Raw genomic sequence first — 13,604 nt, forward strand, 5'->3', positions numbered from 1 at the left:
CAGTACTCCGGATCACGACGCCCAGGGAAAGGACGTCGTACTGGCCTGTGCGCCCTGGCCGGCGCGGGAACGGTTCGGCTCGCCGAGCTCGGCCAGCAGCCCGCCCGCCAGCCGAACCAGCTCGCCGAACTTCGCGGGGGTCAGCCAGTCCGGCCGCAGCGCGAACACCAGGTCCTCGGTCGCCGTGTTGCCCGCCGCGCCGGGCGCGAACGGGCAGCCACCCAGCCCCCCGAGCGATCCGTCCACGACGGTCGCGCCGGCATCGATCGCGGCCAGGCTGTTCGCCACGCCGAGTCCCCAGGTGTCGTGGCCGTGATACACGATCGGCCGGTCGTCGACGGCGGCCGTCCGGCCGACGAGGTGGTGGACCTGTTCCGGGATCGCCTGGCCGAGCGTGTCGCAGAGTACGACGTCGCTGGTTCCGTCGGTGCGCGGATCGAGGACGATGTCCAGCACCCGGCCGGGCGGGACCTCACCCTCGAACGGGCAGGTGAAGGCGGTCGCGATACACAGCTGGACCTCGCCCGAGACATCGGCCGCCAGCGCCAATGCCTCCGGCAATGCAGCCAGGCTGTCAGCGGTCGAGCGACCGAGGTTCGCCTGGTTGTGCTTGTCCGACGCCGACAGGCAGTACTGGAAGTTCCGCGCGCCTGCCTCGGCCGCCCGCGCCACGTGACGCGGCGTCGCGACCCAGATCCAGCACTTCTCCAGCTCCGCGGGCGTCAACTCGCGGATCACGTCGAGCGTGCCGTCCATCGCCGGCACCAGATCCGGCCGTGCCATCGACCCGATCTCGAGGGCCGGAACCCCCAACGCCAGCAGGGATCTGACGATCTCGACCTTCCGGGCCACGGGCAACGGTTTGCCGGTGAGCTGCAGACCGTCCCGCAGTGTCACATCGCGCAGTACGACGGTCATGACGCCTCCTCCAGGTCCTGGGTGCCGCGCCGGATGTCGGCCGCGGTCAGGCCGAGCAGCCCGCCGAGCACCTGTTCGGTGTGCTCGCCCAGGTCGGGCCCGAGGCTGCGGATCGGCAGCGATTGCTTGCCGATCACCGGGACCACACCCGGGAACCCGACATCCTTCAGTACCTCCGCCCCGTTGGAGACGTCGAACCGCTGGATCATCGCCCGCGCGGCGTACTGCTCGTCCTGGCTGATCTCCCGCGCGGTGTAGATCGGTCCGCACGGAACCCCGGCCTGCTCGAGCTCCTCGATCGCGCTCGCCGCCGACCGTCCGCCCGTCCACGCACCGATGGCCTCGTCCAACTCGTCCCGCCGGGCCCATCGCCCGGCGTTCGACCGCAGGTCGGGGTCATTGGCGAGATCGGCACGACCGATCAGTTCCATCAATCGCTGGAAGATCCGGTCGCCGTTGCCGGCCACGATGATGCTGTCGCCGTCCTGGCACAGGTACGCGTTCGACGGTGCGATGCCTTCCATCCGGCCGCCGATCCGCTCCCGCAGTACGTCGTACGCCTCGTAGTCGGGGATCAGCGACTCCATCATCGACAGCATCGACTCGTTCAGCGCCACGTCGATCACCCGCTCGGTCAGCGGCGCCGGCGGCAGTCCCGCCGTACGCCGGACGTCGCGCTGGAAGAGCGCCATCACCGAGCCGAAGCCGGCGTACAGGCCGGCGATGGAGTCGCCGATGGAGATGCCGACCCGGGCCGGCGGCCGGTCCGGGTGACCGACCAGTTCCCGGAAACCGCCGTGCGCCTCGGCGACCGCCGCGAAGCCCGGCCGGTCCGACATCGGCCCGGTCTGCCCGAAGGCGGAGATCCGGGTCAGCACCAGCTCGGGGTTCGCCGCGCTCAGCACCTCGGGGCCAAGGCCCCAGGCCTCGAGCGTGCCCGGCCGGAAGTTCTCCAGTACGACGTCGCAGTGCCGGACCAGATCGAGCACCGTCCGGCGGCCGAACTCGCTGCGCAGATCCAGCTCGATCGACTGCTTGTTGCGGTTGATCGTGCGGAAGAGCAGCGACGTGGTCCCGGCGTACAACCGCCAGTTGCGCAGTTCGTCACCGGTGCCGGGCCGTTCGACCTTGATCACCTCGGCGCCGAAGTCCGCCAGCAGGCGTCCGGCCGTCGGGGCGGCGATGTAGTTGCCCAGCTCCAGGACCCGGACTCCGGCCAGTGGCGCCGGCGACTCGCTCGTGGTCATAGCAGTGCTTCTCCAAGGGTTGGTGGGTCAGAACAGCAGGCTGATCGGCATCAGCAGGAGGATGGCGACCACCGAGGCGACCGACACCCCGATCGTGCAGCTCTTCAACGTGCCGCGGGTGGTCTGGCCCATCAGTGCCTGCAGCAGCCAGAAGGTGTTGCTGGTGACATGCACCGCGAACAGCGAACCTGCGCCGGCGGCCAGTGCGATCAGCACCGGGCCGAGGCCGAGTGCCGGGGCGATCGGGGCGAGGATGCCGGCCGCGGTGATCGCGGAGATGGTGACCGAGCCGACCGCGACGTGCAGCGCGGCCGCCATCACCCAGACCACCAGGAGCGGGGCGACGGTGTTCGCACTGAAGTAGCCACGCAGGATGTCGCCGAGGCCGCCGGCCGCGACCACTGCCGCGAGCGAACCGCCGACTGCGGTCAGGGTCAGAATCTGGCCGCTCTCCTTGAACCCGCGGGCGATCGCCTTCTCGACCCGCGGCTGTCCCATCGCGTACCGGCCGATCAGGCAGGTGCCGACCAGGCCGACCAGCAACGCGACGACCGGGTCTGAGATCAGCGCGACGACCTTGTTCTCCCAGTCGGCGGCCTCGGCGATCGCGCCGAAACCGATCAGCACCAAGGCCGACAGCAGCGGGACGAACAGCACGAACAGCGGCGGCTGGCCGGTCTCGTCCACGTCGGCGACATCACCAGTGCCGCCCGCCGAGCCGGTACGACGGACGTCCGTCGAACCGCTGCCCCCGCCGACGGTGACGGTCTCCTTCACGTCCTCGTCGATCGCGACGGCCTCGCCGGCGACGGCCCGCTGCTCGTCCACGGCCTGGTTCCAGAAGCCGCGGCGGAACAGGAACGTCATGATCGTGATCGCTATCAGCACGGTCGGGATGATCAGCACCAGACCCCAGACCAGCATCTTCCCGAGCGGGACGTGCAACAGGGCGGACAGCGCCAGCGCGCCGACGCCGGGGACCATCAGGACGATGCCGCACTCCAGGCCGATCGCCAGCGCGGTCGCCATCCGGGCGTTGCCCAGCGGGCCGATCCGCTTCGCCGCGGAGCGGGCCAGCGGAGCCGAGATCACCAGCAGAACGTCGAGGTAGATCGACTGCAGCAGCGTCGCGATGGTGAGCGCCATCGAGTACGGCAGCCGTTTCGGGCCGAACAGTTGGAGCAGGTGCTTGACCAGACGCTCGATCGCGCCGAGCTCCTGCAGGATCGAGCCCATCAGGACACCGAAGGCGATCAGCAGGCCGACCTCGGCCATGATGTCGCCGAAGCCCTTGGTGATGGTCTCGACCGTCTTGTCCAGCCCGAGCTTGCTGACCAGGCCGAGATAGAGCGACCCGACCACGAGCGAGATCACCGGGTTGACCCGGAACCGGACGATGAGGACCACGATGGCGAGGATCGCCACCGCGGTGTTGATCAGTACTCCGACGTCAGAAGTCATGGGGGCAGAAGTCCTTCGAACGGGGATCGCGGGGACAGTGCGGGCATCTTCTGGCTCACAATGTGAACATAGACCCACGAAGTAGGCAAGAGGTTGAACCTGGCACGTTCCCCGGAATCTCCGCACAACGACAACGGCGGCCGCTCCCAGAGGGTGCGGCCGCCGTGGCGACGGGTGATCAAGATCTCAAGCTGTAGCTGCTGCTCCGAGTACTCAGTCGGTCGCGGCGTCGGGGCCCGCGCGGCGGACGTCCTCCACCTTGGTCATGGCGTCGCGCAGGTCGGCGAGCCAGGATTCGCTGTGCTGGGCGACGAGTTTGACGCACCAGCCGAGGGCGTCGCTGCGGGAGCGGGCCACGCCGGCGTCGACGAGAGTGTCGAGGACCTGGCGCTCGGGCTGGCGGAGCCGGGTCATCACCGGCGCGGACAGGGACGTGAAGACCGTCCGGGTCTCGCCGCACCGCACACCCCAGGCGACCTTGCGGCGGGTCGCGTGCTCCAGCTCGCGGGCGATCTCGATCCGGCGCTCCCGGGTGTCCTCCCGGTACTGCTTGATCCGGCCCTCTTCGGCGGCCGACCGCTCGGCCGCGCTCACGTCGTCACTCTGCTCGGGCGCCGCGATCCGCCCGACGATCAGGATCTCGTCCCGGTCGATACTCAGTTCCGGCTCACCCTCGAACCACTCGGCCGGCAGCCGTCCGGTCAGCCAGCCCCTCACCCGTTCACTCTCTGTCTGTGTACTCATGTAATCATGATTACACCTCAATCAAGAGACGTTCAAGCGGCCGGAGGTCCGCCGACCAGCTCGAGCCGGTCGGCGTCCGGGTCGACCAGGACCAGCTCGGTGACCGGCAGCGAGTCAGTCAGCCGGGCGAAACCGTCGACGAGTTCGGGCGTGTAGGTGGATCCGCCGCCTACGACTGTGAGTTTCATCCGGGCTCCTGCGGGATGGGTGGACCTGCGGTGTCGAACACTTCGTCGCGGGTGACGCTCAGGGCGGATTGCAGAGCGCCGGAGAGTACGGGGTCGATGTGGATCGCGGTGAGCAGCAAGCGCGGCCGGGGTACGGCGAGATCCGCGAGCTCGTCCTGCACGAGGCCGCGCAAGCGTTCGCCGCCGGCCGTGATCACACCGCCTGCCAGGACGATCAGCTCGGGGTCGACGACCGCGACGATCGCTGCCAGACCGACTGCGAGCCGGTGGGCGAACTCGGCCAGAACTGCGTCGCCGGCGCCCTCGCTCTGCAGCGCGGCTGCGATCGCTGCCTCAGCCGTCCGCGCATTCAGGCCGTGCGAGCGGGCCAGCTCCAGTACAGGTTCGCCACCGGCGAGCTCCTGGAAGCCACCTGCGTTGTTGCGACCGACGTTGCGGACCAGCGGCGTACCGGGCAGCGGCAGGAAGGCGACCTCGCCGGCGCCGCCGGTCGCGCCGCGGTGCAGCCGGCCGCTGATCACGACCGCCGCACCGATGCCCTCCTCGCCCCAGAGCAGCACGAAGTTGCCGGTGTCCCGGGCGTGCCCGATCTGCTGCTCGGCGATGGCGGCCAGGTTGACGTCGTTCTCGACCTCCAGCGGTACGGCGATCGCGGCGGCCAGCTCGTCGAGCAGGTGCGGCGCATGCCAGCCGGGCAGGTGGGTCGCGTACCGGAGCCGGCCGGTGGTCGGGTCGAACCCACCGGGCGTACCGATCGCGACGCGGCGCAGTCGCTCGCGTGTCAGCCCGGCTTCGCCGACGGCGCCGTCGATCGCCTTGAGCACACGTTCGACGGTCCCTTTGGCGCTGCGGCCCGGGGTGGGCAGCTCGTAGCTTCCGACCACCTTGCCGGTCAGGTCGGCGACCGCGGAGCGGATCCGGGTCGGCGTGACGTCGAGGCCGGCGACGTACGCGATGCCGCCGTTGATCTCGTACAGCTGGGCGTTCGGTCCCGGGCGGCCGGCGCTGGTGCCACTGGCGCGGACCAGGCCGGCGGCTTCCAGCCGGGCGAGCAGCTGCGACGCGGTCGGCTTCGACAGGCCGGTGAGGTTGCCGAGGGTGGTGCGGGACAGCGGGCCCTGGGACAGCAGCAGGTCCAGGGCGGCGCGGTCGTTCATCGCCCGCAGCAGGCGGGGAGTTCCGGGTGTCGTTGCCATGAGCTAACCCTGCCTCCCTCCGCCGCTCCCGTGTGGTCGGCTCGCTGATCTCCAAGACTGTTAGGAAAGTTTCCTATTAACGCGTGACCGTACGGCGGACCGGCACAGGTGTCAATCACTCCCGGTCGGTCAGAGTTACCTAACTATGTCGACTGGGGAGCTGTTGAGGCTCAACGCGCTGGGCTTCGGTCCGGTGAGCTGTTGTCGATCGCGGCCTCCGATGCGGAGAAGGCTGCGCTGATCATGCGAGGCGTGTCGGTCGCGTGCGCCGCGTGTACGGCGCTGATCGTGTCCTCGGTGTCGCTGCTGCTGATCGACGCACCGGTTGACGCAAGCCGAGCATGCGGACCGGATCGTCGTACTGGACCACGGACGGGTGGTCGAGTCCGGTACGCATGAGTCGCTGCTGGCTGACGGTGGGTCGTACGCCCAGCTGTGGCGCAGCTGGGCTGGAGTGCCTACGCCTGACTCGCCAGCAGGGCGAACGACACGAGCCAGTGCGTCGACATGAAGTCGCCATCGGTCACGGTCGGCAGGACTGCCTCGAGCTGACGGTCTGCTCCTTGGCGTAGCACCTCAGCGACGTCAGGCAGTGCGGGTGCGATGGTGCGGAGCTGCCAGGCGCGGGACAACGCCAACCCGGACAGGTGTGCGAGCTGTCCGTCGCCGGAGTCGTCGGTGATCGGCACCTCCAGCAGGTGCTGATGTGCGTCGCCGCCGAGGCCGGGCAGGAAGGCAGTCAGCCAGGTGGTGAACTCGTCGGCCGGCAGCACGCGACGCATCAACTCCGCCTCGGTCAGCGCCGGCGACAGGAAGTCGGTGCCGGACGGCTCGAAGCGCGTGTCGTACGCCGTGTCCGCGCCGAACCACTCGAGCGCGCGGGCGCGGATCGCGTCGACCACATCGGCGCGGCCGAGGTCGTCGTACGCCTCGAGGAGCAAGGCGAGTGCGAACGCGCTGTTCAGGTGGACGCCGTGCCGGACCGGATAGGCCTGGCGTGGCAGCCAACCGAGCACGAGGTCGGCGATCGTGTCGCCGAGCGGGGTCAGGGCGTCCGCCCAGTTCTTTGCCTGGGGCAACTTGTTGGCGGCCGCGACCAGCATCGCCGCCCAGGCCCAGCCGTACGGGCGTTCGTACGACGGGTGATCCCGCAGGTACGCCGCCTCGGTCGCGATCGCCTCCGGAGTCAGTCGGTGGTCGAGCACCTCGATCGGGCGGTGGCCGGCCTGGTCCGGTGCCAGCGTGAGCAACCGGACCAGGGACCACTGCATGTGTGCACTGGAGTGCCAGTCGTACGAGCCGTGGAACGCCGGATGCAACCGGTCCGGTGTCACGTCCACGTCGTCCGGACTCGCCGACGCGTGGGCGGAACCGTACGGGTACGGGGTTTCGAGCACCTCACAGGCGATGGCGGCCCAGGCGGCGGCGTACTTCATGGGGCTCCTTCTAGAAGGCGAAGACGTACATCAGGACGATGTTGCAGGCCAGCAAGGGAACCGCGGTCGGGACCTGGGCCTTGATCGGGCCGTACTGGTCCTTCATCTCGAGCAGTGCCGCCGGGACCAGGTTGAAGTTGGCGGCCATCGGCGTACACAGGGTGCCGCAGAAGCCGGCCAGCATGCCGATCGCGAACACGACCGCGGGCGTACCGTCGAACTGCTGCACCAGCAGCGGCCAGCCGACCGCGGCCGTCATCACCGGGAACGCGGCGAACGCGTTGCCCATGATGATCGTGAAGACCGCCATCCCGATGCAGTACAGGGCCACCGCCGCGATCAGCGAGCCCTTCGGGATCAGGTGGTCGGTCACTCGGCCGACCGCCGTGCCGACGCCGGAGGCGTTGAAGAGCAGGCCGAGCGTGGCCAGCATCTGCGGCAGGATCGCGGTCCAGCCGATGTGCTCGAGCGGCCGTCGTCCCTCGTGCAGCGGGACCGCGGGGGACTTGGGCTTCAGCAGCACCATTCCGACCGCGAGGGCGAGCAGCGAGGCGACGCCGAGGCCGATGATGGTGGCGGAGCCGGACTGCAGCAGGAGCCTGCCGTCACCCACATGCACCTTGGCGAGCCAGGCGCCGAAGATCGCCGCGACCACCGGGATCACCAGCGCCGGCAGGAAGAGCTTGTTGCCGAACCGGTCGGCGAAGCGCATCCGCTCCTCCGGGCTGGTGGTGCGCTCCTTGCCCCGGCCGGGGAAGCCGGCTCCGGCCAGCAGTGCCAGTCCGATCACCGCGATGCCGAGCAGCCAGGACGGCGCCTGCTTGTTCACCACGAAGGTGCCGTAGCCGAACGAGAGACCGAGGATGCCCCAGAACGCCGCGGAGCCGATCCGCTTCGGGTTGCTGCGGTCGTTGATCACCTGCGCCGCGATCAGGACGAAGAAGATGCCGCAGAGCCAGTAGAACCACTCGACCTTGATCACTGCGCCACCTCCTTCGCGTTCGCGCGGTCCTCGGCGGCGAGCTTGTCCAGCTGGCGATCCAGCAGGAACAGCCGCACGCCGTGGATGAGCAGTGCGCAGATACCGGTCGGGATCGCCCAGAGCGCGATGTCGATCGCCTCCAGGTGCAGCCCGTACGTCGTGTCGACGAAGCCGGTGATCAGCAGGATCGAGCCGATCGCGACGAAGATGTCCTCACCGAAGAACAGCCCGACCGTGTCGGCGCTGGCGGCGAAGCCCTTGATCTTCTCCTGCACCCGCTCCGAGAGCGAGCCGTAGCGGCGCTCCGCGGCGCCGGCGGCCATCGGATGGATCAGCGGCCGGACCGCCTGGGCGGGACCACCGATGCTGGTCAGGCCGAGGGCCGCCGTACCCTGCCGGATCAGCAGGTAGACGGCCAGCAGCCGGCCGGTGGTCATGACTTTCAGCTTGCCGATCAGCTTGCGGGCCTGGTGTTGCAGGCCGTAGCGCTCGATCAGCCCGATCACGGGCAGCGTGACGATGAAGACGGTGACGGACCGGCTGCCGGCGAACCCGTCGCCGAAGGCGTTCAGGATCTTGACCGGTGACAGGCCGCCGATCAGGCCGGCCACGATGCCGGCCGCGGTCACGACCAGCATCGAGTTCAGCCGGAGGGCGAACCCGACGACGACCACCGCGATGGCGAGCAGAACCCACATGGTTCCTCCCGGGGACGGAACGGTGTTGCATCGATTGACGCGAGTCCGGCCACCTTAAGAGATTGTTGAACGATCCTGCAATGCATCATTCAAACAAGTTTCGACGGAGGAGAGCGATTACCCGCCGACGATCAGATCCCGCAGGCGTGCGACCGGCACGACGCCGTCCGCCTTCGCGGCGAGCTCGGCGTCGAGGCGCCGGCTGGTGGGTCAGCCCACGAGACCGTGGGTGGGCTATCCGTGTGCGGTTGGCCGACCCATTGCCTGGTGGGTCAGCCCACGAGACGGGGACTGGTGCTGGCTCGGGCGGCTGGTCGGGGCGCCGGCTGGTGGGTCAGCCCACGAGGCCGTGGGTGGGCTATCCGTGTGCGGTTGGCCGACCCATTGCCTGGTGGGTCAGCCCACGAGACGGGGACTGGTGCTGGCTCGGGCGGCTGGTCGGGGCGCCGGCTGGTGGGTCAGCCCACGAGGCCGTGGGTGGGCTATCCGTGTGCGGCTGGCCGACCCATTGCCTGGTGGGTCAGCCCACGAGACGGGAGTGGTCGTGCGGGCAGGCCAGGTTGCCGGGATGCTGTCGGTGCAGGCGTGGATTTACGGGAAATTGACCGATCTTAGGGGAGGCGCCAGTCGATTGGGGTGGTGCCCTGCTCGACCAGGAGGGTGTTGACGCGGCTGAACGGGCGGGAGCCGAAGAAGCCGCGATCGGCCGACATCGGGCTCGGGTGCGCGCTCTCGACGTACGGCGTGCTGCCGAGCATCGGCTTCAGGGTCTGGGCGTCGCGGCCCCACAGGATCGCGACGAGCGGACCGCCGCGGTTCACCAGCGCGTGGATGGCCTGCTCGGTGACGGTCTCCCACCCCTTGCCGCGGTGCGCGCCGGACTTGCCCGGTTGCACGGTGAGCACTCTGTTGAGCATCAGCACGCCCTGCTCGGCCCAGGGCGTCAGGTCGCCGTTCGACGGAGCCGGTACGCCGACGTCCGCCATCAGCTCGCGGTAGATGTTGGCCAGGCTGCGCGGGATCGGCCGGACATCCGGCGCGACCGAGAAGCTGAGCCCGACCGGGTGCCCGGGCGTCGGATACGGATCCTGGCCGACGATCAGCACTTTGACCTGCTGCAGCGGACTCTTGAACGCGCGCAGCACGTTCTCCCCGGCCGGCAGGTACGGCCGCCCGGCCGCGATCTCCGCCCGGAGGAACTCGCCCATCCGTGCGACCGTCTCTTCCACCGGCGCCAGCGCTTCCGCCCAGTCCGGCGCCACCAAATCCGTCAACGTCTTCGGGCTCACCCGCCACAGTTTCGCAGCACCCCACCCACCCGCGCACCTCGGGTTGTCGACACCTGTTCGCGTGTTGGTCAGCCCCCGGCCTTGCGCCCCACGGTACAAAGGACCCGGCCCCGCAAAGGTATGAGCTTGCGGGGCCTTTGCTTTGGTCAGCGGGTGGCGAGGCGGCGGAGGGTTTGGGTGTAGCGGCGGGCGGCGAGGTGTTGGGCCTTGCGGGTGGCAGGCCCGCCTAGGCGGCTGTACCAGGTGGCGGGGCGGCTGTAGGCGCGGACGGTGAAGTGGATGCCGTCAGGGTCGCGGGTGACGACGAAGGACTCCTCGCCGGACGCCGGGTGGCCTTCGAGCGTGCCGTAGGCGAAGCCGGTGCGGTCCGGTTCGTCGACGGTCCAGACAACGCGGCACGGGACGGGGAATCCGAGCAGGCCGACCGGGGACAGCGTGCGGAGGCGGCCGACGAGCATGCCGGCGCCGAGCCTGCCGAGGCTGTTCGTGCCGATGGCCGGCGGGGTGTCGGTCGCCGTCATCGGCAGTCCCGCCGCACGGTGCATGCGCCAGCCCAGCAGCGCCTCACCAGCACGCCGGAAGACCTCGTCTCCCTCGCCGATCCGCTCCCGGTAGTCGAGCCGGTGGTATCCCTGCGGCGTCTCGTCATACCGCGTCGAACCGACCGCGTCGTAGTTGAACCGCAACCCGGCCAGATCCTCCAGCCTCATCGAACCCCTTCCCTCAGCCGTCGCCACGCCAGTACCCCGCACAACGCAAACCCGACCGCGTTCGCCAGGCCGTGTGTCGCAACCATCCACTCCAACGGTAGGTACGGCGTACCAACCACATGCCCCGCGGCCCAAGTCAACGCCAACACCATCGTCACCACGAGGACCGACGCGGAGACGATCAGAAGGGCGGCGGTGGCTCGCCCGGCCTGCCGTGACCGAAGCCAGAGGTTCCACCCGACCAACCACATCCCAGCGGTCAGTACGGCGGCACCCGCGAGTTCCACCGCGTCGCCGAGGAAGAAGCCGAGCAGGACGATCCCGGTGCCGAGCGGGACGCTGACCGCGGCGGCGGTGGTTGTCGTGCCCGGACGATCAGAGACCAGGTAGGCGATCAGCGCGGCCGCGAATCCAGCGAAGTGGAAATGGGCGACGGTCAGGGTGAGGACGGTCAGGCTGAAGCCGAACAGTTCGTACGACGAGCGTTCGGCGACCAACGCGAGAGCGGCGATGGACGGCGTCGCCAACGCCGTGTAGAGCGCGACCTCGCGAGGGCGGATCGCCTTGTGCTGCAGGAGATGGCGGGCAGCCAGCGTGATGAGCACGAGCGTGCCGGCGAGATAGATCGACGCGAGGGTGATCGAGACGGGGCCGCGCGGGAGCCAGAGGGCGAGTGCTCCAGGGATGGCGAACGCGAACCACCAGCGGGTGCTGGTGGTTCGCGTTGGGAGAAGGGTGAGACCGAGCGGTACGACGACGAGCATGCCCAGGCTCACGACAGCATGGACGAGGACGGTCAAGCGCTCTTGAGGCCGCTCGTGTCGTCCTGCTTGAGGGCGTTGAAGAGCGCCAGCGCCTTCTTCTGGTCCCACCTCACCGCGACGCTGCCGTCCGACAGGCGGTAGTTGTCGTCGCCGATCGGGACGGTCAGGCTGACACCGCCGCTGCCCGAGACCGCGCGCATTCCGCGGGCGAAGCGGATGAAGTCGAACAGGCTCATGTCGTTGTCGACGGTCAACGCGTCCACACCCTTGGTGGCGACGTTGAAGTACCGCACCGGGTTGAGGAACGTCGACGGCGAACTGGCCTTCTTCGCGACCGCACCGACCATCGCGCGCTGCCGCTCCACCCGGCCGAAGTCGTTGTTGCCGTCGGCCTTCCGGGACCGGACGTACCCGAGGGCGTTCACACCGTCGAGCTCCTGGCAGCCGGCCGGTAGATCGATGTGCGCGTCCTTGTCTTTCATTGCCTTGGGCAAGCACATCTGGATGCCGCCGACACTGTCGATGACGGAGGCGAAGCCGCCGAAGCCGACCTCGACGTAGTGGTCGATCCGCAGGCCGGTCGCGTTCTCGAGGGTCTCGATCAGCAGTGCCGGGCCCTTGTTGAAGGCAGCGTTGATCTTGTGCTTGCCCTTCATCCCGGGGATGGTCACGGCACTGTCGCGCGGGACGCTGATCAGCGCCGTCGGTCCGGAGTCGGGCACGTGCATGATCATGATCGTGTCGGTCCGGGCACCGCTGTCGGAGCCGGTGTGCAGTCGGGCCCGCTCGGCACGGCTGAGGTCTTCGCGGGCGTCGGAGCCGACCATCAGGTACGTCGTTCCAGGGGTTTCGGCCGGCCGATCGCCGGTCGGCATCGCGTCGATCTTGTCGATCCGGCTCCAGGCGTAGAGCGGTACCGCGACGAGCATGAGGATGAACAGCAGGACGATCAGTCCGACGGTCCGGAGGAACCAGTTGCGCCGCTTCTTCGGTCGTGCCTGCGGCGGCCGGCTCACGTAGCGTGGGTCGATGGGCTGCGGTTGACTCATACCCACGACCGTAGCGGTGCCGGGTGCTGGTGCACGTCACCCCACTGAACGGTTTTACATGGCGGAAAGTCGATCCCGCCTCCTCCGGAAGGAGGAAATCCGGCCCGAAACCGAACCGGAACGCCGGAAGCCGCCGGGCGAAAGCCCTACCCGGGCGGTGAACAAGCGCGTGAAGTACGCCGGATCGTCGTACCCGACCTGCCGGGCGACCACGGCGACGGACAGGTCCTCCTCGGCGAGCAAAACCTTTGCAGTGTTGAGTCTTGTGGTCAGGACCAGTTCCTGCGGTGTGGAGCCAGTGGTACGACGGACCGCCTCGCGCAGCTCCTTCACCGTGAGCCCGAGCTCAGTGGCGTAGTCCTGAATGCTCATCGGCGTACACGCCAACTCGCTCAACCGCCCGGCCACATCATCAGCACGCGGCGGTGCGGCCGCCGCGAGAAGCTCATACAGCGCAGCCACCGTCTGTACGGCGTCATGCGTCCTACTGACTCGCAGCAGTCGGGTGAACGCGCGGTCGACCGGTCGCGCGTCGGCATACCGTCGTACGGGCTCGGACAGGTCGAGATGCCCCAGTGTGGTGAGTGCGGTGGTGGCTGGACCGCTGAACAGCGCCCACGCCTGACGCCAGCTGGTCGTCGGCCTATAGCCGTGCAGAACGCCGGGATAGAGCCAGAGCATCGCGGGTGCCTTCACCTCGTGCAGCCGGCGGTCGGGGCCGTGCAGAAACTGCCCGCGGCCCTCCTTGATCCAGACCAGAGCGTGGCAGCCGAGGGCTCGCTCCGGAGGTACGCCAGGCGGATGGTCCTGCTCGCCGGCTCCGAGACAGAAGAGTCCAAGCTCACGCTCAGGAGCGCCAGGGGTCAGGTAGATCGACCAGTTCGGCATGACACAAGAGTCCAAGAACCGGGTCCCGGCTGTC

Annotated in this window: 14 protein-coding genes; all 14 read right to left on the reverse strand. The window is 68.9% G+C overall.

Annotated elements, in window-relative coordinates:
• Positions 1-12 precede the first annotated feature (12 nt).
• Positions 13-918, reverse strand: a complete 906-nt coding sequence (locus ACIBG5_RS12525) for a hypothetical protein (protein ID WP_396391649.1) — start codon at positions 916-918, stop codon at positions 13-15.
• On the reverse strand, positions 915-2,165 hold the full coding sequence (locus ACIBG5_RS12530; RefSeq protein ID WP_396391650.1) for a CaiB/BaiF CoA transferase family protein: 1,251 nt from the start codon (positions 2,163-2,165) through the stop codon (positions 915-917). Before ACIBG5_RS12530 ends, ACIBG5_RS12525 begins: the two co-directional genes overlap by 4 nt.
• Positions 2,166-2,192: 27 nt before the next feature.
• The gene (locus ACIBG5_RS12535) at positions 2,193-3,626 is read right to left on the reverse strand and encodes a GntP family permease (RefSeq protein ID WP_396391651.1); all 1,434 of its coding nucleotides are present in this window, start codon (positions 3,624-3,626) and stop codon (positions 2,193-2,195) included.
• 213 nt (positions 3,627-3,839) lie between these two features.
• Complete coding sequence (locus ACIBG5_RS12540; protein WP_360455030.1) at positions 3,840-4,370, reverse strand: hypothetical protein; 531 nt, start codon at positions 4,368-4,370, stop codon at positions 3,840-3,842.
• 32 nt (positions 4,371-4,402) lie between these two features.
• Positions 4,403-4,558 carry a hypothetical protein gene (locus tag ACIBG5_RS12545; protein WP_396391652.1) on the reverse strand — a complete coding sequence of 52 codons (156 nt, stop codon included), beginning with the start codon at positions 4,556-4,558 and terminating at the stop codon, positions 4,403-4,405.
• Positions 4,555-5,754 carry an ROK family protein gene (locus tag ACIBG5_RS12550; RefSeq protein ID WP_396391653.1) on the reverse strand — a complete coding sequence of 400 codons (1,200 nt, stop codon included), beginning with the start codon at positions 5,752-5,754 and terminating at the stop codon, positions 4,555-4,557. The genes ACIBG5_RS12545 and ACIBG5_RS12550 overlap by 4 nt, the downstream gene beginning before the upstream one ends.
• 458 nt (positions 5,755-6,212) lie before the next feature.
• On the reverse strand, positions 6,213-7,190 hold the full coding sequence (locus ACIBG5_RS12555) for a DUF2891 family protein (protein ID WP_396391654.1): 978 nt from the start codon (positions 7,188-7,190) through the stop codon (positions 6,213-6,215).
• A 10-nt stretch (positions 7,191-7,200) separates the two neighbouring features.
• Entirely contained in the window at positions 7,201-8,172 is a 972-nt protein-coding gene (locus ACIBG5_RS12560; RefSeq protein ID WP_396391655.1) for a DUF979 domain-containing protein, read from the reverse strand.
• Entirely contained in the window at positions 8,169-8,870 is a 702-nt protein-coding gene (locus ACIBG5_RS12565; RefSeq protein ID WP_131352983.1) for a DUF969 domain-containing protein, read from the reverse strand. The genes ACIBG5_RS12560 and ACIBG5_RS12565 overlap by 4 nt, the downstream gene beginning before the upstream one ends.
• 611 nt (positions 8,871-9,481) lie before the next feature.
• Positions 9,482-10,159, reverse strand: coding sequence for a uracil-DNA glycosylase (locus ACIBG5_RS12570; protein WP_396391656.1), 678 nt, complete (start codon positions 10,157-10,159; stop codon positions 9,482-9,484).
• 146 nt (positions 10,160-10,305) lie between these two features.
• A complete protein-coding gene (locus tag ACIBG5_RS12575; protein ID WP_396391658.1) occupies positions 10,306-10,869 on the reverse strand; it encodes a DUF1990 family protein in 564 nt (187 codons plus the stop codon).
• The gene (locus tag ACIBG5_RS12580; RefSeq protein ID WP_396391660.1) at positions 10,866-11,645 is read right to left on the reverse strand and encodes a YndJ family protein; all 780 of its coding nucleotides are present in this window, start codon (positions 11,643-11,645) and stop codon (positions 10,866-10,868) included. Before ACIBG5_RS12580 ends, ACIBG5_RS12575 begins: the two co-directional genes overlap by 4 nt.
• Before the next feature lie 20 nt (positions 11,646-11,665).
• Positions 11,666-12,682, reverse strand: coding sequence for an LCP family protein (locus ACIBG5_RS12585; protein ID WP_396391662.1), 1,017 nt, complete (start codon positions 12,680-12,682; stop codon positions 11,666-11,668).
• Between the two features lie 54 nt (positions 12,683-12,736).
• Positions 12,737-13,570, reverse strand: a complete 834-nt coding sequence (locus tag ACIBG5_RS12590) for a helix-turn-helix domain-containing protein (protein ID WP_396391663.1) — start codon at positions 13,568-13,570, stop codon at positions 12,737-12,739.
• Between the last annotated feature and the right edge of the window lie 34 nt (positions 13,571-13,604).

The sequence above is a fragment of the Kribbella sp. NPDC050241 genome, assembly GCF_044459685.1.
Classification (GTDB): Bacteria; Actinomycetota; Actinomycetes; order Propionibacteriales; family Kribbellaceae; genus Kribbella.

Coding starts and splice junctions, on each gene's coding strand:
- ACIBG5_RS12525 (WP_396391649.1), bottom strand. CDS start 918: ATGACCGTCGTACTGCGCGATGTGACACTGCGGGACGGTCTGCAGCTC.
- ACIBG5_RS12530 (WP_396391650.1), bottom strand. CDS start 2,165: ATGACCACGAGCGAGTCGCCGGCGCCACTGGCCGGAGTCCGGGTCCTG.
- ACIBG5_RS12535 (WP_396391651.1), bottom strand. CDS start 3,626: ATGACTTCTGACGTCGGAGTACTGATCAACACCGCGGTGGCGATCCTC.
- ACIBG5_RS12540 (WP_360455030.1), bottom strand. CDS start 4,370: ATGAGTACACAGACAGAGAGTGAACGGGTGAGGGGCTGGCTGACCGGA.
- ACIBG5_RS12545 (WP_396391652.1), bottom strand. CDS start 4,558: ATGAAACTCACAGTCGTAGGCGGCGGATCCACCTACACGCCCGAACTC.
- ACIBG5_RS12550 (WP_396391653.1), bottom strand. CDS start 5,754: ATGGCAACGACACCCGGAACTCCCCGCCTGCTGCGGGCGATGAACGAC.
- ACIBG5_RS12555 (WP_396391654.1), bottom strand. CDS start 7,190: ATGAAGTACGCCGCCGCCTGGGCCGCCATCGCCTGTGAGGTGCTCGAA.
- ACIBG5_RS12565 (WP_131352983.1), bottom strand. CDS start 8,870: ATGTGGGTTCTGCTCGCCATCGCGGTGGTCGTCGTCGGGTTCGCCCTC.
- ACIBG5_RS12575 (WP_396391658.1), bottom strand. CDS start 10,869: ATGAGGCTGGAGGATCTGGCCGGGTTGCGGTTCAACTACGACGCGGTC.
- ACIBG5_RS12585 (WP_396391662.1), bottom strand. CDS start 12,682: ATGAGTCAACCGCAGCCCATCGACCCACGCTACGTGAGCCGGCCGCCG.
- ACIBG5_RS12590 (WP_396391663.1), bottom strand. CDS start 13,570: ATGCCGAACTGGTCGATCTACCTGACCCCTGGCGCTCCTGAGCGTGAG.